The sequence below is a fragment of the Caballeronia sordidicola genome (assembly GCF_001544455.2).
GTDB lineage: Bacteria > Pseudomonadota > Gammaproteobacteria > Burkholderiales > Burkholderiaceae > Caballeronia > Caballeronia sordidicola.
Window position 1 is genome coordinate 122,078 of record NZ_FCOC02000011.1, and the last position, 21,491, is coordinate 143,568.

General features: G+C 61.7%; 23 protein-coding genes, 1 other RNA gene and 1 riboswitch. Of the genes, 10 read left to right on the forward strand and 14 right to left on the reverse strand.

Annotated elements, in window-relative coordinates:
- Positions 1–34: 34 nt before the first annotated feature.
- A complete protein-coding gene (gene ilvD / locus AWB64_RS18300) occupies positions 35–1,708 on the reverse strand; it encodes a dihydroxy-acid dehydratase (RefSeq protein WP_060856843.1) in 1,674 nt (557 codons plus the stop codon).
- Positions 1,709–1,814: 106 nt separating this feature from the next.
- On the opposite strand from ilvD, the gene AWB64_RS18305 reads away from it, so the two are divergent.
- Both AWB64_RS18305 and lgt read left to right on the forward strand, forming a co-directional pair.
- Positions 1,815–2,762, forward strand: coding sequence for a LysR substrate-binding domain-containing protein (locus AWB64_RS18305; protein WP_075643301.1), 948 nt, complete (start codon positions 1,815–1,817; stop codon positions 2,760–2,762).
- Between the two features lie 21 nt (positions 2,763–2,783).
- Complete coding sequence (gene lgt, locus AWB64_RS18310; protein WP_060856844.1) at positions 2,784–3,689, forward strand: prolipoprotein diacylglyceryl transferase; 906 nt, start codon at positions 2,784–2,786, stop codon at positions 3,687–3,689.
- Positions 3,690–3,786: 97 nt separating this feature from the next.
- On the opposite strand, the gene AWB64_RS18315 is transcribed toward lgt, so the two are convergent.
- The 5 genes from AWB64_RS18315 to AWB64_RS18335 all read right to left on the reverse strand — a co-directional run bounded on the left by AWB64_RS18315 (position 3,787) and on the right by AWB64_RS18335 (position 6,242).
- On the reverse strand, positions 3,787–4,515 hold the full coding sequence (locus tag AWB64_RS18315) for an SIMPL domain-containing protein (protein ID WP_060856845.1): 729 nt from the start codon (positions 4,513–4,515) through the stop codon (positions 3,787–3,789).
- Between the two features lie 94 nt (positions 4,516–4,609).
- The gene (locus tag AWB64_RS18320; protein ID WP_060856846.1) at positions 4,610–5,068 is read right to left on the reverse strand and encodes an EVE domain-containing protein; all 459 of its coding nucleotides are present in this window, start codon (positions 5,066–5,068) and stop codon (positions 4,610–4,612) included.
- Between the two features lie 149 nt (positions 5,069–5,217).
- A non-coding RNA gene (gene ssrS, locus AWB64_RS18325) (6S RNA) lies at positions 5,218–5,399 on the reverse strand.
- A 148-nt stretch (positions 5,400–5,547) separates the two neighbouring features.
- Entirely contained in the window at positions 5,548–5,862 is a 315-nt protein-coding gene (locus tag AWB64_RS18330; RefSeq protein ID WP_060856847.1) for a cell division protein ZapA, read from the reverse strand.
- Positions 5,859–6,242, reverse strand: a complete 384-nt coding sequence (locus AWB64_RS18335) for a hypothetical protein (RefSeq protein WP_060856848.1) — start codon at positions 6,240–6,242, stop codon at positions 5,859–5,861. Before AWB64_RS18335 ends, AWB64_RS18330 begins: the two co-directional genes overlap by 4 nt.
- A 326-nt stretch (positions 6,243–6,568) precedes the next feature.
- Positions 6,569–6,869, forward strand: a riboswitch (cobalamin riboswitch).
- 72 nt (positions 6,870–6,941) lie between these two features.
- Between AWB64_RS18335 and AWB64_RS18340 the strand changes: the two genes are divergently transcribed.
- From AWB64_RS18340 to cobC, 6 genes are read left to right on the forward strand one after another with little or no spacing between them, the layout of a single operon-like run.
- Entirely contained in the window at positions 6,942–8,807 is a 1,866-nt protein-coding gene (locus tag AWB64_RS18340; protein WP_060856849.1) for a TonB-dependent receptor domain-containing protein, read from the forward strand.
- A gap of 50 nt (positions 8,808–8,857) precedes the next feature.
- Complete coding sequence (locus AWB64_RS18345; RefSeq protein ID WP_099050568.1) at positions 8,858–9,850, forward strand: FecCD family ABC transporter permease; 993 nt, start codon at positions 8,858–8,860, stop codon at positions 9,848–9,850.
- Complete coding sequence (locus AWB64_RS18350) at positions 9,847–10,638, forward strand: ABC transporter ATP-binding protein (protein WP_060856850.1); 792 nt, start codon at positions 9,847–9,849, stop codon at positions 10,636–10,638. Before AWB64_RS18345 ends, AWB64_RS18350 begins: the two co-directional genes overlap by 4 nt.
- Before the next feature lie 7 nt (positions 10,639–10,645).
- A complete protein-coding gene (gene cobT / locus AWB64_RS18355; RefSeq protein WP_060856851.1) occupies positions 10,646–11,695 on the forward strand; it encodes a nicotinate-nucleotide--dimethylbenzimidazole phosphoribosyltransferase in 1,050 nt (349 codons plus the stop codon).
- A gap of 7 nt (positions 11,696–11,702) precedes the next feature.
- The gene (locus AWB64_RS18360) at positions 11,703–12,464 is read left to right on the forward strand and encodes an adenosylcobinamide-GDP ribazoletransferase (RefSeq protein ID WP_060856852.1); all 762 of its coding nucleotides are present in this window, start codon (positions 11,703–11,705) and stop codon (positions 12,462–12,464) included.
- Complete coding sequence (gene cobC / locus AWB64_RS18365) at positions 12,449–13,024, forward strand: alpha-ribazole phosphatase (protein WP_060856853.1); 576 nt, start codon at positions 12,449–12,451, stop codon at positions 13,022–13,024. Before AWB64_RS18360 ends, cobC begins: the two co-directional genes overlap by 16 nt.
- Positions 13,025–13,026: 2 nt before the next feature.
- On the opposite strand, the gene AWB64_RS18370 is transcribed toward cobC, so the two are convergent.
- The 4 genes from AWB64_RS18370 to cobU are packed head-to-tail and all read right to left on the reverse strand — an operon-like array spanning position 13,027 to position 16,399.
- Entirely contained in the window at positions 13,027–13,920 is an 894-nt protein-coding gene (locus tag AWB64_RS18370; RefSeq protein WP_060856854.1) for a cobalamin-binding protein, read from the reverse strand.
- Positions 13,917–14,921: a threonine-phosphate decarboxylase CobD gene (gene cobD, locus AWB64_RS18375; protein ID WP_060856855.1), complete on the reverse strand. Its 1,005-nt coding sequence runs from the start codon at positions 14,919–14,921 to the stop codon at positions 13,917–13,919. The genes AWB64_RS18370 and cobD overlap by 4 nt, the downstream gene beginning before the upstream one ends.
- On the reverse strand, positions 14,914–15,855 hold the full coding sequence (cbiB, locus tag AWB64_RS18380; protein ID WP_099050564.1) for an adenosylcobinamide-phosphate synthase CbiB: 942 nt from the start codon (positions 15,853–15,855) through the stop codon (positions 14,914–14,916). The genes cobD and cbiB overlap by 8 nt, the downstream gene beginning before the upstream one ends.
- Position 15,856: 1 nt before the next feature.
- Positions 15,857–16,399, reverse strand: coding sequence for a bifunctional adenosylcobinamide kinase/adenosylcobinamide-phosphate guanylyltransferase (gene cobU, locus AWB64_RS18385; protein ID WP_060856856.1), 543 nt, complete (start codon positions 16,397–16,399; stop codon positions 15,857–15,859).
- Between the two features lie 57 nt (positions 16,400–16,456).
- Here cobU and AWB64_RS18390 point away from each other — a divergent pair, with 57 nt between their 5' ends.
- A complete protein-coding gene (locus AWB64_RS18390; protein ID WP_060856857.1) occupies positions 16,457–17,932 on the forward strand; it encodes a cobyric acid synthase in 1,476 nt (491 codons plus the stop codon).
- A gap of 14 nt (positions 17,933–17,946) precedes the next feature.
- Here AWB64_RS18390 and AWB64_RS18395 read toward each other — a convergent pair whose 3' ends face one another.
- Positions 17,947–18,366, reverse strand: coding sequence for a PaaI family thioesterase (locus AWB64_RS18395; RefSeq protein ID WP_060856858.1), 420 nt, complete (start codon positions 18,364–18,366; stop codon positions 17,947–17,949).
- A 165-nt stretch (positions 18,367–18,531) separates the two neighbouring features.
- On the opposite strand from AWB64_RS18395, the gene AWB64_RS18400 reads away from it, so the two are divergent.
- The gene (locus AWB64_RS18400) at positions 18,532–19,158 is read left to right on the forward strand and encodes a nucleotide-binding protein (RefSeq protein WP_060856859.1); all 627 of its coding nucleotides are present in this window, start codon (positions 18,532–18,534) and stop codon (positions 19,156–19,158) included.
- 74 nt (positions 19,159–19,232) lie between these two features.
- On the opposite strand, the gene panD is transcribed toward AWB64_RS18400, so the two are convergent.
- The 3 genes from panD to AWB64_RS18415 form a co-directional block, all read right to left on the reverse strand.
- A complete protein-coding gene (gene panD, locus AWB64_RS18405; protein WP_060856860.1) occupies positions 19,233–19,619 on the reverse strand; it encodes an aspartate 1-decarboxylase in 387 nt (128 codons plus the stop codon).
- A gap of 11 nt (positions 19,620–19,630) precedes the next feature.
- Entirely contained in the window at positions 19,631–20,464 is an 834-nt protein-coding gene (gene panC / locus AWB64_RS18410; protein WP_060856861.1) for a pantoate--beta-alanine ligase, read from the reverse strand.
- Positions 20,465–20,562: 98 nt separating this feature from the next.
- Complete coding sequence (locus AWB64_RS18415; RefSeq protein WP_060856918.1) at positions 20,563–21,414, reverse strand: segregation and condensation protein A; 852 nt, start codon at positions 21,412–21,414, stop codon at positions 20,563–20,565.
- Between the last annotated feature and the right edge of the window lie 77 nt (positions 21,415–21,491).

Below are 21,491 nucleotides of genomic sequence, written 5' to 3' on the forward strand. Positions count from 1 at the left end.
GTGCGCCCCTGGACGTTCGGCTGCGAACCAAAGATCAGCCCGTCACCGCGCCCTTGTTCGCCGGCATGGCCAGTGCTGCGTATTTGGCCAGGACGCCGCGGGTATAACGCGGCGCGGGTTTTTTCCACTCGGCGCGCCGGCGTTCGATTTCAGCATCGTCCACGTTCAGTTGCAGGAGCAGCTTGTGGGCGTCGATAGTGATCGAATCGCCTTCCTTGACCAGCGCAATCGTGCCGCCCACGAACGCTTCCGGCGCAACGTGACCCACGACCATGCCCCACGTGCCGCCGGAGAAACGGCCGTCGGTGATGAGGCCCACGGATTCGCCCAGCCCCTGGCCGATGATCGCCGAGGTCGGCGCCAGCATTTCCGGCATGCCCGGACCGCCTTGCGGCCCGAGATAACGCAACACCACGATATCCCCCGCCTTGATCTGCCCCGCGACGATCGCGCTCATTGCGCTTTGCTCGTCCTCGAACACGCGCGCCGGGCCCGTGATGACCGGATTCTTCAGGCCGGTGATCTTGGCGACCGCGCCGTCCGTCGCCAGGTTGCCCTTCAGGATCGCGAGGTGGCCTTCGTCGTAAAGCGCTTTGTCGATGGGGAAAATCACGTCCTGGCCAGCGCGCGGTTTCGACGGCACGTCCTTCAGTTCTTCCGCAATGGTCTTGCCCGTGATCGTGATGCAATCGCCGTGCAGCATGCCTGCATCGAGCAGGATCTTGAGCACTTGTGGAATGCCGCCAGCCTTGTGAAGATCGGTCGCCACGTATTGACCCGATGGCTTCAGGTTGCAGATCACCGGCACTTTCTTGCGCATGCGCTCGAAGTCGTCAATGCTCCATTCGACTTCCGCCGCGTGCGCGATCGCGAGGTAATGCAGCACGGCGTTGGTCGAGCCGCCCGTTGCCATGATCAGCGCGACGGCGTTTTCTATCGATTTCTTCGTGATGATGTCGCGCGGCTTGAGGTCGGCTTTCACGGCTTCGACCAGCACGCGCGCCGATTCCGCCGCGGACGTGACTTTTTCCTCGTCGGGATTGGCCATCGTCGACGAATACATCAGCGACATGCCGAGCGCCTCGAACGACGAGCTCATGGTGTTCGCCGTGTACATGCCGCCGCACGATCCGCTCGACGGACACGCGTTTTTCTCGATGCCGTCGAAATCTTCCTTCGACATGCGTCCGGCCGAGAACTCGCCCACGGCTTCAAACGACGACACGATGGTCAGGTCCTTGCCCTTCCAGTTGCCCGGCCGAATGGTGCCGCCATACACGTAGATGCCCGGCACGTTCATGCGCGCGAGGCCGATCATGCCGCCCGGCATGTTCTTGTCGCAGCCGCCGATCACGACCACGCCGTCCATCCACTGGCCTTGCACCGCTGTTTCAATGCAATCCGCGATCACTTCGCGCGAGACGAGCGAGTACTTCATGCCTTCGGTGCCCATCGACATGCCGTCGGAAATCGTCGGCGTGCCGAAGATCTGCGGATTCGCGTCCGATTTGCGAATGGATTCGACAGCGGCATCGGCCAGTTTTTGCAAACCCGAATTGCACGGCGTGATGGTGGAATGACCGTTCGCGATGCCGATCATCGGCTTGTCGAAGTCTTCCTCCTTGTAGCCGAGGGCGTAATACATAGAGCGGTTCGGGGAACGCGCAACGCCTTGCGTGATGTTTTTCGAGCGGCGATTGAAGGCCATGTGGGGGCTCCTTGGGAATATTTTTATCTGATCGCAGAAGGATGGAGCTTCTGCGAACGCGTGTCCAATATATTATTCAGGGTCGATTAGGTCGTGGAAGGTATCAGTGGAAACGCGAAACATCGAACTCAGATTGTTGCGATATTTTGTGACCGTTGCGGAGGAAATGCACTTCGGGCGCGCCGCGGCGCGGCTCGCGATGACGCAACCGCCGTTATCGCAGGCCATCCGCTCGCTCGAAGAGATGCTCGGCGTGGCGCTGTTCGTGCGCACCAAGCGCTCGGTCGAGCTGACGCCGGTTGGCAAGGATCTGCTGCCGGAGGTGCGCCGGCTGCTGGCGGGCGCTGATTCTCTCAGGCCGCTCGCGCAGTCGCTCGCGCGAGGCGAAGCGGGCGTGTTGTCGCTGGCGTTCGTTTCCACCGCGGATTACGGGCTGCTGCCGCTGTTGCTGCGCGATTTCGGCGCGCGTTATCCCGGCGTGCGACTGCAACTCGTGGAAGCAACCAGCGACGTGCAGGTGGAGGAACTGGTCGCCGGGCGTATCGATGCCGGCCTTGTCATCCCGCCCCTGCCGCCGCGCCACGCCGTTGCGCTGTCGTATCTGCCGATCGCGCGCGAGCCGCTTGTCATCGCGATGTCGAGCGACGCCGCCGCCGGACTCGGGCAGGGCGCCGCCGAGTGGTCGGACACGCCGGTGAGCCTCCATCAACTCGCCGATGCCCCGCTCATCGTCTTTCCGCGCCGTCTCGCGCCGGATTTCTATGACATGATTATGGGCTGCTATGGCGCGGCCGGGCTGATTCCGCGTATCGGGCAGGAGGCTATCCAGATGCAGACCATTGTCAGTCTGGTGTCGGCTGGAATGGGCGTCGCGCTCGTGCCGCAGTCGCTGCGTCATCTGCGAAGGACCGGAGTGGTGTATCGTCCGTTGCTCGAATCCGGGCTCGTGGTCGAGACCGGACTCGTCTGGCGCGCGGCGGAGGTCAGCCCGGTGCTCGCCGGTTTTATCGATATAGTGCGCGCTCATGCAGCCACCGTCCCGGCGCTGCCGTGACTTCACCCCGTAAATAGAAACATGCTCATTCACCCGAATTTCGATCCCATCGCCATTCATCTGGGCCCGCTCGCCGTGCGCTGGTATGGCCTCATGTATTTGCTGGCTTTCATCCAGTGCATTGTGATCGGACGGATCCGGCTGCGTCTGCCTTACGTGTCGGCGCAGGGCTGGACCACGAAAGATATCGACGACATCTTGTTTTACGGCGTGCTCGGCACGATCCTGGGCGGCCGGCTGGGCTATGTGGTGTTCTACAAGTCGAGTTTTTATCTCGCCCATCCACTCGATATCTTCAAGGTATGGGAAGGCGGGATGTCCTTTCACGGCGGCATGCTCGGCGTGATTACCGCAATGATCGTGTTCGCGTGGCAGCGCAAGCGCACGTGGCTGCAGGTCACTGATTTCGTCGCGCCCATGGTGCCGCTAGGCCTTGCCGCGGGCCGCTTCGGCAATTTCATCAATGGCGAATTGTGGGGCCGCGTCACGAATCCGAATGCGCCCTGGGCCATGTTGTTCCAGAACGCTTCCGCCGATGACGCCATCTGGCTGCAAAAGCATCCCGATCTGGATGCGCAGTGGCATTTGCGCGCGATTTTCGACCGATATCAGATGTTGCCGCGCCATCCGTCGCAGTTATATGAGATTGCGCTGGAAGGTTTTGCGTTGTTTATTGTGGTGTGGCTGATATCGAGGAAGCAGCGGCCGGTTGGCGCGATTTCGGCGGTGTTTCTAATTGGTTATGGCGTCGCGCGATTTACCGTGGAGTTTGCTCGCGAGCCGGATGATTATCTCGGCTTGCTGGCTGCAAATCTATCGATGGGCCAATGGCTTTCCCTGCCAATGATTATCGTGGGAATTGGTTTGCTGATCTGGTCGTATAAGAGAGAACGCGCCATGCCTTCAAAACCCGCGAAAGTATCCTGATTGCCGAATCAACTCGCGCAGAACGACAAAAGCCTCGCGCGGAGCGAGGCTTTTTAACGCGTTACCAATGCTCTATTAAACCGTCAAGCCGACGCGTTTAACGATTCATCTGCACCGACCCGGACACATTCACGGTCACGGTCGACGTGCCCGCTTCAAGCGCCATGGGCGCGGCCATCTTTGCGTCTGCGCTCATGCTCCTGGCTGCCATCATCATCACCGGTCGCGGCGACGAGCCGTTATGCCCGATATTCACTTCACGAATTGCATAGCCGCTATAGCCGAACGCCTGCGACGAAGCCTGCGCCTGCTGCTTGAACGAAGCGATTGCCCGCGTGGAAAGCTTTTGCTCCGCCTCGCGCTGCGCCTCGGGCGACAACGAGAAGGTCACGCTGCCCACCTGCATGGAATCGCTCATTTTCCCGGCGAGCTTCGTTGCGGCCGTAAAGTCCTTCGATTCCAGCACGACTTCCGTGCGACCGCGCCACGCGGAAATACGGCCATCGCGATCCGTCGATGGATAAACGGTGAACGCGCCGCTATGGGCCGTCACGTTTTCGACGCCCTTCGCCATGCGCAGCGCGGCGTCGGCGCGCTGATTGAGCACGCTCGTCAATGACGCCGCGTCCTTCGCTTCCTGCTCGTAAAACAAGGTGATATCAACGACGTCCTGCGGCACGTCTTCGCTTGCTTGCGCAGAAAGCGACAACACGCCCGAAGGCTGCGCCTGCGTCACCACGTTTTGCGCGGACGCGCCCTGCGCCATGGCAGCGCCTGCAAGAAGGGCAATGGCCGCGAGTGCCGAAGTGGTGTTTTTCTTTGTCATCGATTAACTCCGTATGCATGAGTGCACGTCATTGTGACCGATGCTTAGTTGACGCACGTGCTCACGAAGTTCCCTTCAGTTTCCTTTAATGACGTTACAAAAAATGTTCGGTGATAAAGCGCCATTGCGCCTCGGTCACAGGCGTGATCGATAAACGATTGCCTCGCGCAAGCACCTGCATGTCGGCAAGCTCTGCGTGATCGCGAAGCGCGGAAAGCGGGATGAGCGGTGTCTTCTTGACGAAGTGAACATCGACAAGAAGCCACCGTGGCTTTTCCGGCGATGACTTTGGATCGTAGTAAGGACTGGATGAATCGAACTGCGTGGGATCGGGGTAAGCCGCGGACGATACTTTCGCAATACCGGCAATGCCCGGCTGCGGACAACTCGAGTGGTAAAAGAGAACGCCGTCGCCGATCTGCATGCCGTCGCGCATGAAGTTGCGCGCCTGGTAATTGCGCACGCCAGTCCAGGGCAAGGTTTTTTTCGGAGCATGCGCGAGATGGTCGATGCTCGCTTCGTCCGGTTCCGACTTCATCAGCCAATAGCGCATGAACGTGGCTCGCGGAAAAAGATGCGCTGCTTGAATGTTCACAGCACACCCGTACAAAAGAAAACGGCATCGGAAATTTCCGACGCCGTTCACTTGGGTCAAGCATGTTACGTGCAGCCTTGCGCGCAACTTCGCACATGCTGCTCAATCAGGTCCCCGCCCAAGCCGCTAGGCCGGCATCCTGAACCTGGGTTCAAGATTGGTCGCAGTAAGCAACACCTTGGGCTCATCAGACAGAGTGACGCGCTCGCCAGTGCTACAAGATCCCACAACCGTGCACAATGGCATTGGTTCAAGGAATATATGACCTTGGCAAACCAGGCAGGGAGCAATCACTGTACACCAATCGTCCCGACGATGCAGCACTGATACAGGAAAACTTTATGTCGATTGCATGGCGTCGAACCGTGTGCGCAATGCAATAACGTCCACGACATCACATGCGCCCCAAGCGTTAGCAAACATGTGCACGCTGGAATTCACTGCGCTTCGTATTGTGAAATCACCACGCCAAGCTGTTCATTCATTTGATGCATGGTGCGGCGAATTTCTTCGGCAGGGAACGCTTCGCCGTGACGCACGCTGTTCTGCAACTTGAGCAATTCCGACGCAAGCGACAACGCCGCCATTACCGCAATCCGATCCATGCCACGCACGCTGCTTGCATTGCGCACCTTCGACATTTCCGCGTCCACGCGCGCAACCGCTTCACGCAGTGCACCTTCCGTTTCTGGCGAGCAAGCGAGGCGGTACGGCGCGCCAAGAATGGATACCTCGATCTGCTTGGTCGTCATGCCTTTTCTCCGTGATGGTGTGATTCCTCGTGCAACGCGCCGTGCGCCGCTTCGGCGGTGTCCGGTTCGATGCTGGCATCAGGAGGCAAAAGGGCAAGCTGGTTATCCGGCTCGGGTGCGCTTTTCGCGCGCGGCAATTTTTCGAGAATTGCGTTGAGACGAACTTGCGCATCGTCGATTTTCGCCGATAACGAATCACGCTCCGCCATCAGGGCGTCGCGTTCCTCGCGCATTTGCGCGAGTTCTTTCTGCGCACCCGCAAACTCCGCGCGCAACTGGTCGAGTTGCTGGGCAATTGCGTCATGCGCCTGATGATGGCGTTCGCTGATCTTGATCAGCCGGCCAATATTTTGTGACAGTGATTCGAGTTCGTTGAGCATGTGCTGCGTCCTCTTAAGACCTCGCATTTTAGCGCGCTTCGCTGGCGCTTCAGAAATTTGGTTCGTTTCCAGACGTAACAGCAGTTGGAAGTCAATGCATTGGCGCGAGCCTTTATTCGTAAGGGGAAATGATTTATCCAGTTAAATTCCGCCGCCATTGACTGCGTGACGGCGAGCCAATCGACGCTTTTCAAAGTACCGCTTCAAGTTTGTTCGAAACTTGTCGGACCGCATGAAAACACGGGTGAATCGAACGCCCGATCAAATGCGGCAATGTCCCGCACGGCGGCATGTTCCCGCTTTCTTGACGGGTTCGCGCGCCGCTCTTAAACTCGCGCCACCTTGGTGCTCGCGCACGCTTGATCCAGCATGCGCAGTTAAACGGGAAGCAGGGAGCAAGGTCCGCCTGGACCGCGCCAACCTGCGCTGCCCCCGCAACGGTAAGCGACCGCAACGCAAGTTGCAAGCCGGTCCCACGCGTAACGTCCGGCCGCCTCGCGGCATTTCAACGGCATTTCACGACTCGAAATGGCACGGACGCCACGCTTATGCCACTGCGCCTTTGGCGCGGGAAGGCGGGCCGACGCGTCGTCAGCCCGGATACCGGCCTCGGGGAGAGCATCGCCTCGCGGCCGTGCTCGTCACGCATGGACTTGCGGGGAGCGGGTCGCGCATGCATTTACCGGATCGTCCTACATCATGGTTTCACCCATTACCCGCGCCGTGCTGCTGCTTTGCGGCAGTTTACCCGTTGTCGCGAGTGCCCAGTCCGTATCGGCAACTACCGTGGGTTCCAGCGAACCTGTCACGCTTGCGCCCGTCGTGGTGACGACGACTCGTGCGCCGCAAAAACTCGCCGATTCCATCGCGCAGACAACGCTTTTCGATCAGCAGGATATCGCCGATACCAACGCCACCGACGTCGCCGGCCTGCTCGCGCTCGGCGCAGGCGCGCAGATCACGCGCAACGGCGGCCCGGGTTCGAGCGCGAGCTTGTTCTTGCGCGGTGCGTCGTCGGCGCAGTCGCTCGTGTTGATCGATGGCGTGCGGGTGGAATCCGCCGGACTGAGCGCCGCGCAACTCTCGCAACTCATGCTCGATCAGATCGACCACGTGGAAGTGGTGAACGGTAATGTGTCGGCGCTGTACGGATCGAATGCGGTGGGCGGCGTCGTGCAGATCTTCACGAAGGACGGCGGCGATCATCCGCCGCGCTTCAACTTCGAGACCGAGGTAGGCAGCTATCACACGCAGCGCCAGCAGGTTGGCGCAAACGGCGCGCTCGATAAAGACGGCCGCACCACCTTCAGCGTGACGCTCTCGCGCGAAAAGACGGACGGGTTTTCATCGATCGATCCGGCAACCTCGCCGAATGTGAACCCGAACGCGAACGGCTATCTCAACGAGAGCGTGTCGGCAACGTTGCGGCACCAGTTCTCGAGCAAATGGGACGCGGGCGTGCGCTTCCTGCAATCGAACGGTATCAATAGTTTCGACAACGCTTTCGGCCTGCCCACCGACGACAACGAATCGCACAACCGCGTGCGCTCTACTTCGGTGTTTGCGAACGGCAAGATCACCGATAACTGGACCACGCATTTCACCGTGGCGCAGGGGCAGGATCGTGCGAACACGGAGTTGAACGGCGTCTACAACAGCAAGTTCAATTCTGAAAACCGGCAATACACCTGGCAGAACGATCTCGCGCTGACGCCGGATCACAAGTTTGTGTTCGGCTATGAACATCTCGACCAGACGCTGGATTCGGATCAGCTCACCGCGCCGGATCGCCATGTGAATTCGGGTTTCGCGGGTTACGTGGGCAACTTCGGCGCGAATCAATTTCAGGCGAACGTGCGGCGCGACCAGTATTCGGATTTTGGCGGCGCCAATAGTTATTACCTCGGCTACGGCTACTATTTCGATGCCCACTGGAAAGCCACGCTCAGCTATTCCGATGCATTCCGCGCGCCGAGCTTCGACGATCTGTACTATCCGTTCAGCGGCAATCCATCGATACAACCCGAGCGCAGCCACTCGGTCGAAGGCGCGTTGCAATATGCATCGGGCGCGGTGGGAATCCTGCGGCTGACCGCATTCCAGACGCGTTACACGAACCTGATCGACTACGTGTCGGACGGCAGCGGCTTTTTTATCGCGCAGAATGTGGGGCGCGCGAAGGTGCAGGGGCTTGAAGGATCGTGGCAAGGGCATGTGGGACGCACGGATGTCCGCGCGTCGTTCACGCTGCAAAATCCTGTCGATGAAACCAATCAGCAGGACCTCACGCGCCGCGCCCGGCGTTTTGCGACGCTCGCCGTGAACCGGTCGATAGGCGGCTGGCGCGTTGGCGGCGAATGGATCACGAGCGGCGCACGCGAGGACTTCGATTCCACGCTCGGCGGTTATGGTTTGGTGAATCTGTCGGCGCGATATGACATCACGAAGTCGTGGTACGTCGGCGCGCGCATCGACAACCTGTTCAACAAGGACTATCAGCTTGCGTATTCGTACAACACGCCACGGCGCGGCGCCTATATCACGCTCGGCTGGCAACAGCGGTGAAGCGCGATAACGCCCCGCGGATGGCCGCCCTACGGATGGCCGCCCCGCGCATGGCCGCCCAACGCGCCTTCATGATCTGGATCGCGCTCGCCTTCGCGGCGGCGGCCGTGCTGATTGCGTCGCTGGCAATTGGAAGCGTGCCCGTGTCGCCCGCGCGCGTCATGCATGCGCTTGTATCGCCGGGTAATGACGTGCTCGACGAAATCGTGCGTAGCCTGCGTTTGCCGCGCGCGCTTGGCGGCTTTGCATCCGGCGCGTTGCTCGCGATGGCCGGCGCGCTGCTGCAAGTCCTGCTGCGCAATCCGCTGGCCGAACCGTATGTGCTGGGTGTATCCGGCGGCGCGGCGGCGTTCGCGCTCGCCACCATGCTGTTTTCGATGTCATGGTGGAGTGTCGACGTTGCCGCATTCGCCGGCGCGTTTTTATCGATACTGCTCGTCCTCGGCCTTGCCCGGCGAGAGTTATGGCGTGGCGAACCGCAGGATGCATCGCCGAGATTGTTGCTCACCGGCGCGGTGATCGCGGCGGGTTGGGGCGCGTCGATCACGCTGATGCTTGCCATTGCGCCCGAGAACCGCCTGCGCGGCATGGTGTTCTGGCTGACCGGCGACCTGAACGGCGTTGCAATGCCTTGGCCCGGGATGATTGCCTTGGTGATCGCGCTGATCGCGATCGTGCCCGCGGCGCCGCAACTCAACGTGCTGCTGCGCGGCGATATTGCCGCCGAAGCGCTCGGCGTGCGCGTCGTGCGTTTGCGCTTGCGCGTGTATCTGGTTGCGTCGCTCGCGGCTGCTGCCGCTGTTACCACCGCCGGGACGATTGGTTTTATCGGGCTCGTGGTGCCGCATGTCTTGCGGCTCGCGTTCGGTAACGATCAGCGCATGTTGCTGCCTGCATCCGCGCTCGCGGGCGGCTTTGCTGTAATGGGCGCAGACCTGATCGCGCGCACCGTGATCGCGCCCGCTCAGTTGCCAGTGGGCGTCATCACGGCGCTGGTCGGCGTGCCGGTATTCTTGTGGATGTTGCTGAGGCGCGTGCGATGAACGGACTTCACGTCAACCGGCTTACCTTGCGCGCAGGGGATCGCGTGCTGGTCGCAGCGCTCACGCAGACTTTCGCGCCCGGCGAAATGTGGTGCATCGCGGGGCCGAATGGCGCGGGCAAGACAACCTTGATATCGGCGCTTGCGGGGTTATTGAAGGAAGCCGGGGAATCGATTTCCCTCGATGGACGCGTGCTTCGCGAATGGCGCTCGAATGATCTGGCGCGTCGCCGCGCGTTGATGCCTCAAGCTTCGCACGATGCATTCAGCGCGAGCGTTCTCGATACGGTCATGCTCAACCGCTTTCCGCATCTGACCGGCTGGGGTTGGGAGAGCGACGCGGATCGTGCGGCCGCGCACGGGGCGCTGGAAACGCTGGGCCTTGCCGCATTTGCGTCACGCGATATCCAGTCGCTTTCCGGCGGCGAACGTCAACGCGTTGCACTGGCCGCGGCCTTATGCCAGGAGGCGCCGCTTTTATTGCTCGATGAACCGCTCTCGCATCTCGACCTGCATCATCAGATCGATTGTCTCGAAGCGTTGAGCGCGTGGGTCACGACTCGCGAACGCAGCGTGATTTTCTCGTGCCACGATTTGAACCTTGCCCGGCGTTTCGCCACGCACGCCTTGCTGCTCGATGGCGCTGGCCACGCGCACGCAGGCCTCGCGCGCGAGGTCCTTACGCCCGAGCGCGCCGGCGCCGCATTTGGTTATCCGCTAACCTTGATCCAGCAGGACGGACACGAAGCGCTCGTGCCCGCCCTGCGTCCAATGTTCAAATCACCCTGACCCGACCATGCCCGACACATTTCCCCGCGCTGAACCGCTCGACCGGTCGGCGACAGCAGAGCTGCAACATGTCATCGATACCAAGACAAAACCGCCCGGAAGCCTTGGCCGGCTGGAATCGCTTGGCCTTCAGATCGGGCTGATCCAACGGACGGCGCGCCCGCGTATCGAGCGGCCGGTCATGATCGTTTTCGCCGGCGATCACGGCATTGCAGCCGAAGGCGTAAGTCCGTTTCCGCAAGAAGTGACCGTGCAGATGGTCGCGAATTTCGTCGCGGGCGGGGCGGCGATCAACGCGTTGTCGAAGGTATCGGGCATGACGCTCGAAGTCGTGGACGCGGGCGTGGCGAGCGCATTGCCGCCGGCCGAAGGGTTTGTCGACGCCGCCATCCGCCGCGGCGGCACGCGCAACTTCGCCCACGAACCTGCCATGACGCGCGACGAGGCGTTGCAGGCCATCGCGCGTGGCGCAGAACGCGTGCGGTATCACGCGGCGCTTGGCACCAATGTGATCGGCTTCGGTGAAATGGGCATCGCGAATACATCGGCGGCGGCGTGCTTGATGAGCCGTATCTGTGCGGTAGAAATAGATGCGTGCGTTGGGCGCGGCACCGGACTCGACGACGCCGGCCTGAACCGCAAGCGCGACGTGCTCGCAGCGGCGTTGAAAAAGCACGCTGTGTCCGCTGATCCAGTCGATACGCTCGCGACCTTCGGCGGCTTTGAAATCGCGATGATCGTGGGCGGTTTTCTCGCGGCGGCCGAAGCGCGGATGACGATTCTGGTGGATGGTTTTATCGTGACGTCGGCGCTGCTCGTCGCCCACGCAATCAATCCTGCCGTGCTCGATTACTGCGTGTTCGCGCATGCATCGGATGAAACGGGGCATCGGCGGATGCTCGACTATTTCGACGCAAAGCCCTTGCTGCAGCTTGGGCTTCGGCTTGGCGAAGGAACCGGCGCGGCGCTCGCGTTGCCGTTGTTGCGCGCGGCGGTGGCGTTCATCAACGAGATGGCGAGCTTCGAATCGGCCGGCGTTTCCGACAAGACCGCGTGACGCGCCCATGAACCGCCCTTCGCGGGAACTTCGATATTTCTTCACCGCGCTCGGGTATTTCACCCGCGTGCCGGTGCCGCGTTGGGTCGGCTTCGAGGCGGATTATCTGAACGCGGCGGCACGCTATTTTCCGTTGATCGGCGTGTTGATTGGCGGCTTTGGCGCAGTGGTTTATCTCGCTGCATTGCGAGTTTTTCCAGCGGGCGTGGCCGTGTTGTTATCGATGGCGGCAACGCTGCTCATAACCGGCGCGTTCCATGAGGACGGGCTGGCGGATTGCGCCGATGCGTTCGGCGGCGCTTATACCCGCGACGACACGCTGCGCATCATGCACGACTCGCGCATTGGCGCGTTCGGGGCGATTGCGTTGATCGTGGCGCTGGCTTTGAAATGGCAGACGCTGGCTTCAATGTTGCCTTTACGTACCGCCTGGATGATCGTCGCCGCGCACGCCGCAAGCCGCACGTTTGCGATCAGTTATCTCTGCACGCTCGATTACGTCCGTGCCGAAGGCAAGGCGAAACCGGTTGCGCAGAAGATGAGTTCGGGCGCATTCACGTTGGCGGCGGTGATCGGATTGCCCTGGTTGTTCTGGCCCGACTGGCGGCTTGGCTGCGTGACGATCGTGGCGCTGAGCGCGATGAGGTTTTTTATCGGGCGGTATTTTGTCAGGCGCATCGGTGGCTATACCGGCGATTGCCTCGGCTTCGCGCAGCAGCTTTTTGAACTCGCAATCTACCTGATCGGACTCGCATGGATCTCGTCCTGATTCGTCATCCGGCGGTGGGTATCGATGCCGGGATTTGCTATGGCCGCACGGATGTTCCGCTTCGTGCGAACGCCGCCGAATCCGCGCGTCTGCTGAGCGAGCGTTTGCAGACGCTGAAAGTGCCCGACGCCAGCGGCGGTTTATACACAAGCCCCTTGAGCCGATGCCGCTTGTTAGCTGAAGCATTAGGCCCCGTCCACGCCTCCGATGCACGCTTGCAGGAGCTCGATTTCGGCGCATGGGAAGGGCAGCGATGGGACGGCCTGGATCGCGCGATGCTCGATGCATGGGCGGCCGATCTGGAGCACGCGCGCGAGCATGGCGGCGAGAGTGTCGCGCAGTTTGCAAAGCGGGTTGCCGGTTGGGCGGATTCGGTTTGTACGGCTGATCACGAAGGTCCGGTTCACGTCATCACTCATGCTGGCGTCATGCGCGTCATGACAGGGCATCTTCTTGGCATCGCGCGTGCAAACGTCATTCAATGGCCGCTGGATTTCGGCGCGATCGTGTGGCTCAGGCGCGCGCGCGGCCAATGGCTTCTCGTGCGATGGAACGCCTGAACCTACTTCGGACGCCGCACTCTGGCCGCGGCGAGATCCTCGCATAAGGCTGCCGCGCCAAGCGCAAGCCGCGGTGTCGGCCGGTTGATCAAATCGCCGTCGATACCAAACAGGTTGCCGCGCGCGACTGCTTTCATGGAAGGCCATTTGCGCCATGTTTCCAGCGACGGCAACGCGCGCTCCGATTTCGTCGCGCCCTGTGTTGCGGTGACGATGGCTTCCGGGTCGGCGGCAAGTACGGCTTCGGTCGAGAGTGTCGGCACGAGCGGTTTCAAGCCGGCAAAAACATTGCGGCCGCCGCAGAGTTCAATGACTTCGCTGACCGTGTTCGAACCGTTTAGCGTCATCAGCGGATCATCCCAGACCTGATAGAACACGCTTACGGGCGATTGCGTTGCATAACGCGTTCGCAAGTTGCCGATGTCACGGCGAAACGCGTTCGACGCGGTGTTCGCTTCAGTCGACGTGCCGAGCAGGACGCCGAGTTTATCGATGGTCGCGGGAATGTCGTCGAGTGTGTGCGGCTCGCTGAAGAACAGCGGCACGTGCAGTTCGCCCAATCTGTCGAGTTGCCGCAACGCATTGCCATGCCGCCACACGACGATCAGATCGGGTTTCATCGCGACGATGCGTTCGAGGTCGAGCGATTTATTGTCGCCTACGCGCGGTATCGATCTGGCTTGCGGCGGGTAATCGCTGTAGTTCACCGCGCCGACAATGCGATCGCCGCCGCCCGCAGCAAAGAGCAGTTCGGTGACGTGCGGCGCGAGGCTGACGATGCGCTGCGCCGGAGCGCTCAACGTGACGGCTGTGCCGGCGTCGTCGGTGACGGTGAGTGCGTGCGCTTGGAAGGAAGCAGCAAAAAGGAACAGCGCAACAAGCGAGCGAAAGGTCATGCCTTTACCTGCAGCACGGCTGTTTTGAACGCGTGTTCAAACCGGGTCCATTGAGCGTCCGATCCTGTCAGCCCGATCCGCAAACTCGGCGATGCGCCATGTTCGAAAAGCCGCGTCCAGATCCCTTGTACGGCCAGCGCGTGCTGCAAATCCGCGGCGTTCGCCGTCTCGAACCATGCGAAAAGCGGCGTTGAATGGGGATCGAAACCGAGAGCACGGATCAATGCCGCAAGCCTCGCGCTATCGCGTGCCAACGTTTCGCGCGTTGCCGTTTGCCACGCGCGGTCGTTGAAAGCAGCGGACACCGCGTGGCGCGCCGGACCGCTCACCGTCCACGCGCCGAGCGTGTCGTTCAACGCATCGCGCAGAGGTTGCGCGGCCAGGACGAAGCCCGCGCGAATCCCCGCCAGCCCAAAGAACTTGCCAACCGAACGCAGCACGATCAATCCCTCGCGCGCGGTTTCCGCCGCGAGAGAAGCATTGTCATAAGCGTCTGCGAAAGCTTCATCGACGATCAAGGTGCCGTCGCGCGCTGTCAGTTGTTCATGCCAACCCAGCAAGACATCTCGTTCTATACGCTCGGCCGTCGGATTGTTAGGATTCGAAACGATTACGTGATCGACATCTTCGGGCAGATCGCCGGACGTCACATCGAGCGGCACGATCCGATGCCCCGCGCGTTGAAACGCCGGCGCGTATTCACCGTAAGTCAGCGGCGCGACCGCCGCGACGCCTTTTCGGAGCAGTCCAGGCAACGCGCGGATCGCGGCCTGACTCCCGGCGACAGGCAACGCGCCGGGCGCGCCATAGTGGCCCGCCGCGAGTTCGGCGAAACCATCGGCATCTTCGGGCAAGCGGCGCCATGCATCGGCGGGAACAGCCGGAACCGGATAAGCGCGCGGATTGATTCCCGTCGACAAATCCAGCCAGTCGCCGAGCGCGATTCCATACCGGCGCGCCGCTTCGTGCAAGTTTCCGCCGTGTCGGACCGGTTCAGCCATGAAGCCCCACGCTCATGAAAGCCAGCACCAGCAACAACACGAGCCAGAGCAGCGTCGTCCGATCGACCAGCCGCAGCGCCGCGACCACGTGCTGCGGCGTCGCGGTCATGCCGAAGCCCAGCACCGGCCGCGTTTCGAGTGTGCCGTGATACATCGCGGCGCCGCCGAGCAGCACGTTCAAGCTCCCCGCGCCCGACGCCATGACCGGTCCCGCGTTCGGGCTGTCCCACAGCGGCGCTTGCGTGCGCCAGCAATTCCACGCCGTGCGGGTATCGCCGAGAAGGGCGTAGCTTGCCGCCGTGAGCCGCGCGGGCACGTAGTTCAGGACATCGTCGAAACGGGCGGCCGCCCAGCCGAAGCGCAGATAACGCGGCGTCCTGTAACCCCACATGGCGTCGAGCGTGTTGGCGAGCCGGAACATCAGCGCGCCCGGACCGCCCGCGATCACGAACCAGAAGAGCGCGCCGAAGATCGCATCGTTGCCGTTTTCCAGCGCGGATTCGACGGCGGCGCGTGAAAGCGCGGCTTCGTCGGCATTGGCGGTTTCACGCGATACGATGCGCGCCGTCAGCGTACGCGCTTGCGCAAGATCGCCGCGGCCGAGCGCGCGGGCGATCGGCACGATGTGATCGCGCAGGCTTTTCGCGCCGAGCGCGAACCACAGGAGCGCGACGTGCACGGCGCAGGCAGCGGCGAAGGGCAGCACGCTCACTAGAATCCAGCTGATCAAAACGGGCGGCACGACAGCCGCGAACCACGCGAGGATTCCTGCTGGCCGCGCCCGGAATCCCGTGTTCATCCGGGCTTCAATGCGCGTCGCCAGCCGTCCGAACGCAACCAGCGGGTGACGCGTTGCGGGTTCACCAAAAATCCTGTCGATAACCACGCCCGCTATGGCGAGCATTGCCGTGACGTAAAAGGAGAGCAGCGCCATGTCAGCCCTTGAGCATGAGTGGCAGGCCTGCCACCATCATGGTCACATGCGCGCTCGCGGCGGCGACGCGCTGGTTAAGGCGGCCGAGTTCGTCCACATAGAGACGCGTGACGGAGCCCATGGGCACGACGCCAAGTCCTATCTCGTTGCTCACCACGATCACTTTTCCCTTGACGTGTGAGAGGGCGGCGTCGAAGGCGCTGAATGCTTGAAGCGGCGGGCCGTCGGGCGTGGTTCCATCGGCGGGGAAAAGCAGGTTGGCAAGCCACAGCGTCAGGCAGTCGATCAGCACGACATGTCCCTCGCGATCCAGCTCGCGCAGCGCGCGCCCAAGATCCAGCGGCGCTTCGACCAGCGCCCAATGCGCCGGCCGACGTTCGCGATGCAACGCCACGCGCGCCGCGAATTCGCTGTCGTTTTCGTCGATGCGCGCGGTGGCCACATAAGTGACGGGCAGACCACTTTCAGCGGCAATCCGTTCGGCAAACGCGCTCTTGCCCGAACGTGCGCCGCCGAGAATGAAGGTGAGGTCGGGTGAAGTCATCGCAATATTGTACCGGCGGGCGCTACCATAGCGGCTTCCGTTAAACCGGCAACCACCATGCAATTCGCACCGCGCGGCACGCTGATGATCCAGGGCACGACCTCCGACGCCGGCAAAAGCACGCTGGTCGCGGGCCTTTGCCGGCTGGCGCGGCGCGGCGGGATGAAGGTCGCGCCGTTCAAGCCGCAGAACATGGCGCTCAACAGCGCGGTCACCGTGGATGGCGGCGAAATCGGCCGCGCGCAGGCATTGCAGGCGATTGCGGCGGGTGTCGATGCCGAAATCGACTTCAATCCCGTGCTGCTCAAGCCAACGAGCGATCGTGGCGCGCAGGTGATCATCCACGGCCACGCGCACGCCAATCTCGACGCCCGCGCGTACCACGCGTACAAAACCATCGCCTTCGATGCCGTGCTCGCCTCATACGGCCGCCTGCAGCAACGGTTCGACGCGATCATCGTGGAAGGCGCAGGAAGTCCGGCCGAAGTGAACCTGCGGGACCGGGACATTGCCAATATGGGTTTTGCCGAGCGCGCGGATTGCCCGGTCGTGCTGGTGGCGGATATAGACCGTGGCGGCGTGTTCGCGCATTTGCTCGGGACGCTCGCGTGTTTGTCAGAGTCCGAGCGGGCGCGCGTTCGCGGTTTCGCGATCAACCGTTTTCGCGGCGACATCAGCTTGCTGCAACCCGGTCTGGACTGGCTCGAAGCGCAGACCGGCAAGCCGGTGCTGGGCGTCGTGCCATACCTGCACGGGCTTACGCTCGACGCCGAGGATATGCTGCCGAGCCAGTTGCACACGCGCGGCGACGGTGCCGAGGTGCTGAAAGTGATCGTTCCGGCGTTGCCGCGCATCAGCAATCACACCGATTTCGATGCATTGCGCGCGCATCCCCAAGTGGATTTTTCATACGTGCGCGCCGGGACCGCGCCGCCGCCGGCCGATCTGATCGTGCTGCCGGGATCGAAAAGCGTGCAGCGCGATCTGGCGTGGCTGCGCGAAAACGGCTGGGACAGGGCGATTGAACGGCATCTTCGATACGGCGGCAAAGTCCTGGGAATTTGTGGCGGCATGCAAATGCTGGGCCGTTCGATCGATGACCCCAACGGTTTCGAAGGCCCCGCCGGCTGCGTGATCGGCCTGGGACTGCTGGAACTCGATACCACGCTGACCGCCGACAAACTGCTCGATAACGTGAGCGGCCGGCTGACCATTGGCGGCGCGCCGTCACCAGTTCGCGGCTACGAAATCCACATGGGCCGCACGTCGGGCGTGGCGCTCGCCCGGCCGGCCGTCATGCTGGAAGGCGAGCGCCCGGACGGCGCCATCTCCGCCGATAACCAGATCGCCGCGACCTACCTTCATGGCATCTTCGATACCCCCGAAGCCTGCGCGGCGCTGCTCGAATGGGCCGGTTTGCGCGACGCGCAGAAGCTCGACTACCCGGCACTGCGCGAGGCCTCGCTGGACCGTCTTGCCGATACCCTCGGGGAATCGCTGGACCTCGAAGCGCTCGCGGCGTTATTCGGCTGAAGGCCGCTGCGGACTCAATACAGGATCATCTGCGTGCATCGAAACAGCGCGATGGTTTTCCCCTCGCCGTTCGTCACGATCGCGTCCCAGACCTGCGTGCTGCGTCCGAGATGCACGGCTGTCGCCTTCGCGGTAATCACGCCGTCGCGCGCGGTTCCCACGTGATTGCTCTTCAATTCGATGGTCGTGAAATTCTTGGCGCCTTCGGGCAAATGCGCGAGGCAAGCATAGCCGCAGCACGTGTCCGCCAGCCCGACCACGGTCGCCGCATGCAGGAAACCGTTGGGTGCGAGCACTTCCGGACGGATGGCGAGCGTGCCGGTGAGCGCGCCGCTTTCCACCGATACCACTTCCACGCCCAGTAAATCGGGCAGCGTGCCGCGCTGGCGTTTGCGCAAGTGTTCAAGGGTGACATCGGGGCGAAGTGCTGCCATTTCGGATGATCCTTAGGCTGAAGAGGCGGGTCTTTGACAGGTGCGTGGATTGAAACAAGTAAATCCGATAGTATCAACGGCTCGAACTTTTCACTTATTACAGCGCTTACGGAGCGGCCAGGTTTTCAGACCCGTCGCACCGGCAAAACACGTGGAAATGGATCTATGACGGTGATCGTGGTGGCAAATCCCAAGGGCGGCGTGGGCAAAAGCACGCTGTCGACGAATCTGGCTGGTTATTTCGCGGCGAACGGTGAATGGGTCGCGCTCGCGGACCTGGACAAACAGCAGTCGGCGCACGGCTGGCTTGGCCTGCGCTCCGACATGCTGCCGAAGATCGAAGAGTGGACCACCAACGTGGACGCACCGACCAAGCCGCCGAAAGGCCTGGAAAAAGCGGTCATCGATACCCCGGCCGGGATTCACGGCACACGGCTCGCGCTCGCGCTGGAACTGGCGGACAAGGTGATCGTGCCGCTGCAGCCATCCATGTTCGATATCCTCGCCACGCAGGATTTTCTCGTTCGTCTGCAGAAGGAAAAGGCTATCCGCAAGGGCAGTATCGAAGTCGGCGTAGTGGGAATGCGCGTAGACGCCCGCACGAAATCAGCGGATCAACTGCACCGGTTCGTTGAAGGGCTCGACTTGCCGGTGCTCGGTTATCTGCGCGATACCCAAAACTACGTGCAAGCCGCCGCGCACGGCCTGACCATCTGGGATGTGGCGCGAAGCCGGGTGGAGAAGGATCTCGAGCAGTGGCAACCGATTATTGAGTGGGTATCGAAGAAGTAGGTTTTTAGCCGAAAAAAAATGCCGGTGGCTTTTGCAGCCGACCGGCGTTTCATTGTGCGGGTTATGCCGCTGATTCAAGTCCAGTTCTGCGTTGGCACGTGATCGCGATTGCCCTTGATGCGATTTTTTTCATCGACAAAAACCAGATCCGGCTTCCAGCCTGCTTTCAGTTCGGTTTCGTCCACGAGCGCGAACGCCGCGATGATCACCAGGTCGCCCAACTGCGCGCGCCGCGCCGCCGAGCCGTTCAGCGAAATCATGCCGCTTCCGCGCTCGCCCTTGATGGCGTAGGTCGTCAGCCGCTCACCGTTGTTCACGTTCCAGATATCTATTTGCTCGTTCTCGACCAGATTCGCTGCCTCCAGCAGGTCTTCGTCGATTGCGCACGAGCCTTCGTAATGCAGTTCGCAATGCGTGACTGCCGCGCGATGAATCTTCGATTTCAACAGCGTTCGCTGCATGCGTTCCTCGTTCAGATTTCCAGGTTGTCGATAAGGCGCGTGGTGCCGAGTTTGGCCGCGGCCAGCACCACGAGCGGCGCGGCAGTGTCCGCAGGGCCGGGCGGCAGCAGATCGACACGCTTTCTCACCGCGATGTAATCCGGCTTCCAGCCCCGCTGGGCAAGCGATTCCACGGCTTCTTTCTCAATCGATGCAAAATCGCGATTGCCCGACAGCACGGCGTCGCGCACGCGATTCAAGGCTTGCGCCAGTACTGGCGCCTCGGCGCGCTCGGCCGCTGCCAGAAAGCGATTGCGCGAACTGAGCGCAAGTCCGTCGGTGTCGCGCACGGTTTCGGCGGCGACAATTTCAGTCGGCAGCGCGAATTGATGGCACATCTGCCGCACGATCATCAACTGCTGGTAATCCTTCTTGCCGAACACGGCCACGCGCGGCTGCACGCACGACATCAGTTTCATCACCACCGTGCACACGCCCTGAAAGAAGCCGGGCCGGAATTCGCCTTCCAGGATGTCGCCCAGATTGGTCGGCGGGTGCACGCGGTATTGCTGCGGTTCCGGATACAAATCCGCCTCGGTCGGCGCGAACAGCACATACACGTTCTCGGCCTGAAGCTTCTCGATATCGTCTTGCAGCGTGCGCGGGTATTTGTCGAAATCCTCGTTCGGCCCGAACTGTAGCCGGTTCACAAAAATGCTTGCTACAACCGGATCGCCATGCTGGCGCGCCAGGCGCATCAACGACAAATGGCCTTCGTGCAGGTTGCCCATTGTCGGAACGAAGGCGGTTCGGTTCTGGCCGCGCAATTGATCGCGCAGTTCATGGATTGAGCTGATGACTTTCATCTAGCGGGTGACTCCTTGCGGGCAGCGCAAAAAACGCGGCTCATGAGGCAAAAAAGGAAGGGTTATGGAATATTGCGCTTGATGGACGGTATTCGCGTTCACGCCGGCGAATACGCGAGTCTCACGTAGATAGGCGCGTACGGCTCGGCCTGGGTAATCTCGATCAGCGACTCACGCGACAATTCCAGCATGGCGATGAAATTCACGACCACGACTGGTACGCCGCGCGAGGGGTCGAAAAGATCGCCGAATTCCATGAAACGGGCGTTTTGCAGGCGTCGCAGGATCACGCTCATGTGTTCCCGTACCGACAATTCCTCACGCGAGATCTTGTGATGCTCGACCAGCCGCGCGCGCTTGATGACGTCGGCCCAGGCGGCGCGCAGGTCGTTGACATCGACATCCGGGAAACGTTGCGCCGAACTTTGCTCGACGTAGACGTCGGCCCGCAGAAAGTCGCGGCCAAGTTGCGGAATGCGATCCAGACGCTGCGCCGCGAGCTTCATTTGCTCGTATTCCAGCAGGCGCCGCACGAGTTCGGCGCGAGGATCTTCGGCTTCCTCGCCGGTATCCGCCTTTTTCACCGGCAGCAGCATGCGCGACTTGATCTCGATCAGCATGGCGGCCATCAGCAGATATTCCGCCGCGAGTTCCAGATTCGATTCGCGAATCTGGTCGACGTAGCCAAGATACTGGCGCGTCACGTCCGCCATCGGAATGTCCAGAACGTTGAAATTCTGCTTGCGGATCAGGTACAGCAACAGGTCGAGCGGACCTTCGAACGCCTCGAGAAAGATTTCGAGCGCGTCCGGCGGGATATACAGGTCAGTTGGCAGCTTCCAGAGCGGTTCGCCATACAGATGCGCGAACGCCACGCCGTCAATGGTATTCGGCGTGGAGTCGGTTGCCGGCGTGGCGAGCGCAGCGGCGCGATCGCCCGCGCGGTCCACAGATTGGTCGTCGGCGCGATGAGCCTTCGCCGGCTGTCCCGGATGATCCGCAGCGTGCTGCGCGTCGCGCGCGGAAC

Coding starts and splice junctions, on each gene's coding strand:
- ilvD (WP_060856843.1), bottom strand. CDS start 1,708: ATGGCCTTCAATCGCCGCTCGAAAAACATCACGCAAGGCGTTGCGCGT.
- lgt (WP_060856844.1), top strand. CDS start 2,784: ATGCTCATTCACCCGAATTTCGATCCCATCGCCATTCATCTGGGCCCG.
- AWB64_RS18315 (WP_060856845.1), bottom strand. CDS start 4,515: ATGACAAAGAAAAACACCACTTCGGCACTCGCGGCCATTGCCCTTCTT.
- AWB64_RS18320 (WP_060856846.1), bottom strand. CDS start 5,068: ATGCGCTATTGGCTGATGAAGTCGGAACCGGACGAAGCGAGCATCGAC.
- AWB64_RS18330 (WP_060856847.1), bottom strand. CDS start 5,862: ATGACGACCAAGCAGATCGAGGTATCCATTCTTGGCGCGCCGTACCGC.
- AWB64_RS18335 (WP_060856848.1), bottom strand. CDS start 6,242: ATGCTCAACGAACTCGAATCACTGTCACAAAATATTGGCCGGCTGATC.
- AWB64_RS18340 (WP_060856849.1), top strand. CDS start 6,942: ATGGTTTCACCCATTACCCGCGCCGTGCTGCTGCTTTGCGGCAGTTTA.
- AWB64_RS18345 (WP_099050568.1), top strand. CDS start 8,858: ATGGCCGCCCAACGCGCCTTCATGATCTGGATCGCGCTCGCCTTCGCG.
- AWB64_RS18350 (WP_060856850.1), top strand. CDS start 9,847: ATGAACGGACTTCACGTCAACCGGCTTACCTTGCGCGCAGGGGATCGC.
- cobT (WP_060856851.1), top strand. CDS start 10,646: ATGCCCGACACATTTCCCCGCGCTGAACCGCTCGACCGGTCGGCGACA.
- AWB64_RS18360 (WP_060856852.1), top strand. CDS start 11,703: ATGAACCGCCCTTCGCGGGAACTTCGATATTTCTTCACCGCGCTCGGG.
- cobC (WP_060856853.1), top strand. CDS start 12,449: ATGGATCTCGTCCTGATTCGTCATCCGGCGGTGGGTATCGATGCCGGG.
- AWB64_RS18370 (WP_060856854.1), bottom strand. CDS start 13,920: ATGACCTTTCGCTCGCTTGTTGCGCTGTTCCTTTTTGCTGCTTCCTTC.
- cobD (WP_060856855.1), bottom strand. CDS start 14,921: ATGGCTGAACCGGTCCGACACGGCGGAAACTTGCACGAAGCGGCGCGC.
- cbiB (WP_099050564.1), bottom strand. CDS start 15,855: ATGGCGCTGCTCTCCTTTTACGTCACGGCAATGCTCGCCATAGCGGGC.
- cobU (WP_060856856.1), bottom strand. CDS start 16,399: ATGACTTCACCCGACCTCACCTTCATTCTCGGCGGCGCACGTTCGGGC.
- AWB64_RS18390 (WP_060856857.1), top strand. CDS start 16,457: ATGCAATTCGCACCGCGCGGCACGCTGATGATCCAGGGCACGACCTCC.
- AWB64_RS18395 (WP_060856858.1), bottom strand. CDS start 18,366: ATGGCAGCACTTCGCCCCGATGTCACCCTTGAACACTTGCGCAAACGC.
- AWB64_RS18400 (WP_060856859.1), top strand. CDS start 18,532: ATGACGGTGATCGTGGTGGCAAATCCCAAGGGCGGCGTGGGCAAAAGC.
- panD (WP_060856860.1), bottom strand. CDS start 19,619: ATGCAGCGAACGCTGTTGAAATCGAAGATTCATCGCGCGGCAGTCACG.
- panC (WP_060856861.1), bottom strand. CDS start 20,464: ATGAAAGTCATCAGCTCAATCCATGAACTGCGCGATCAATTGCGCGGC.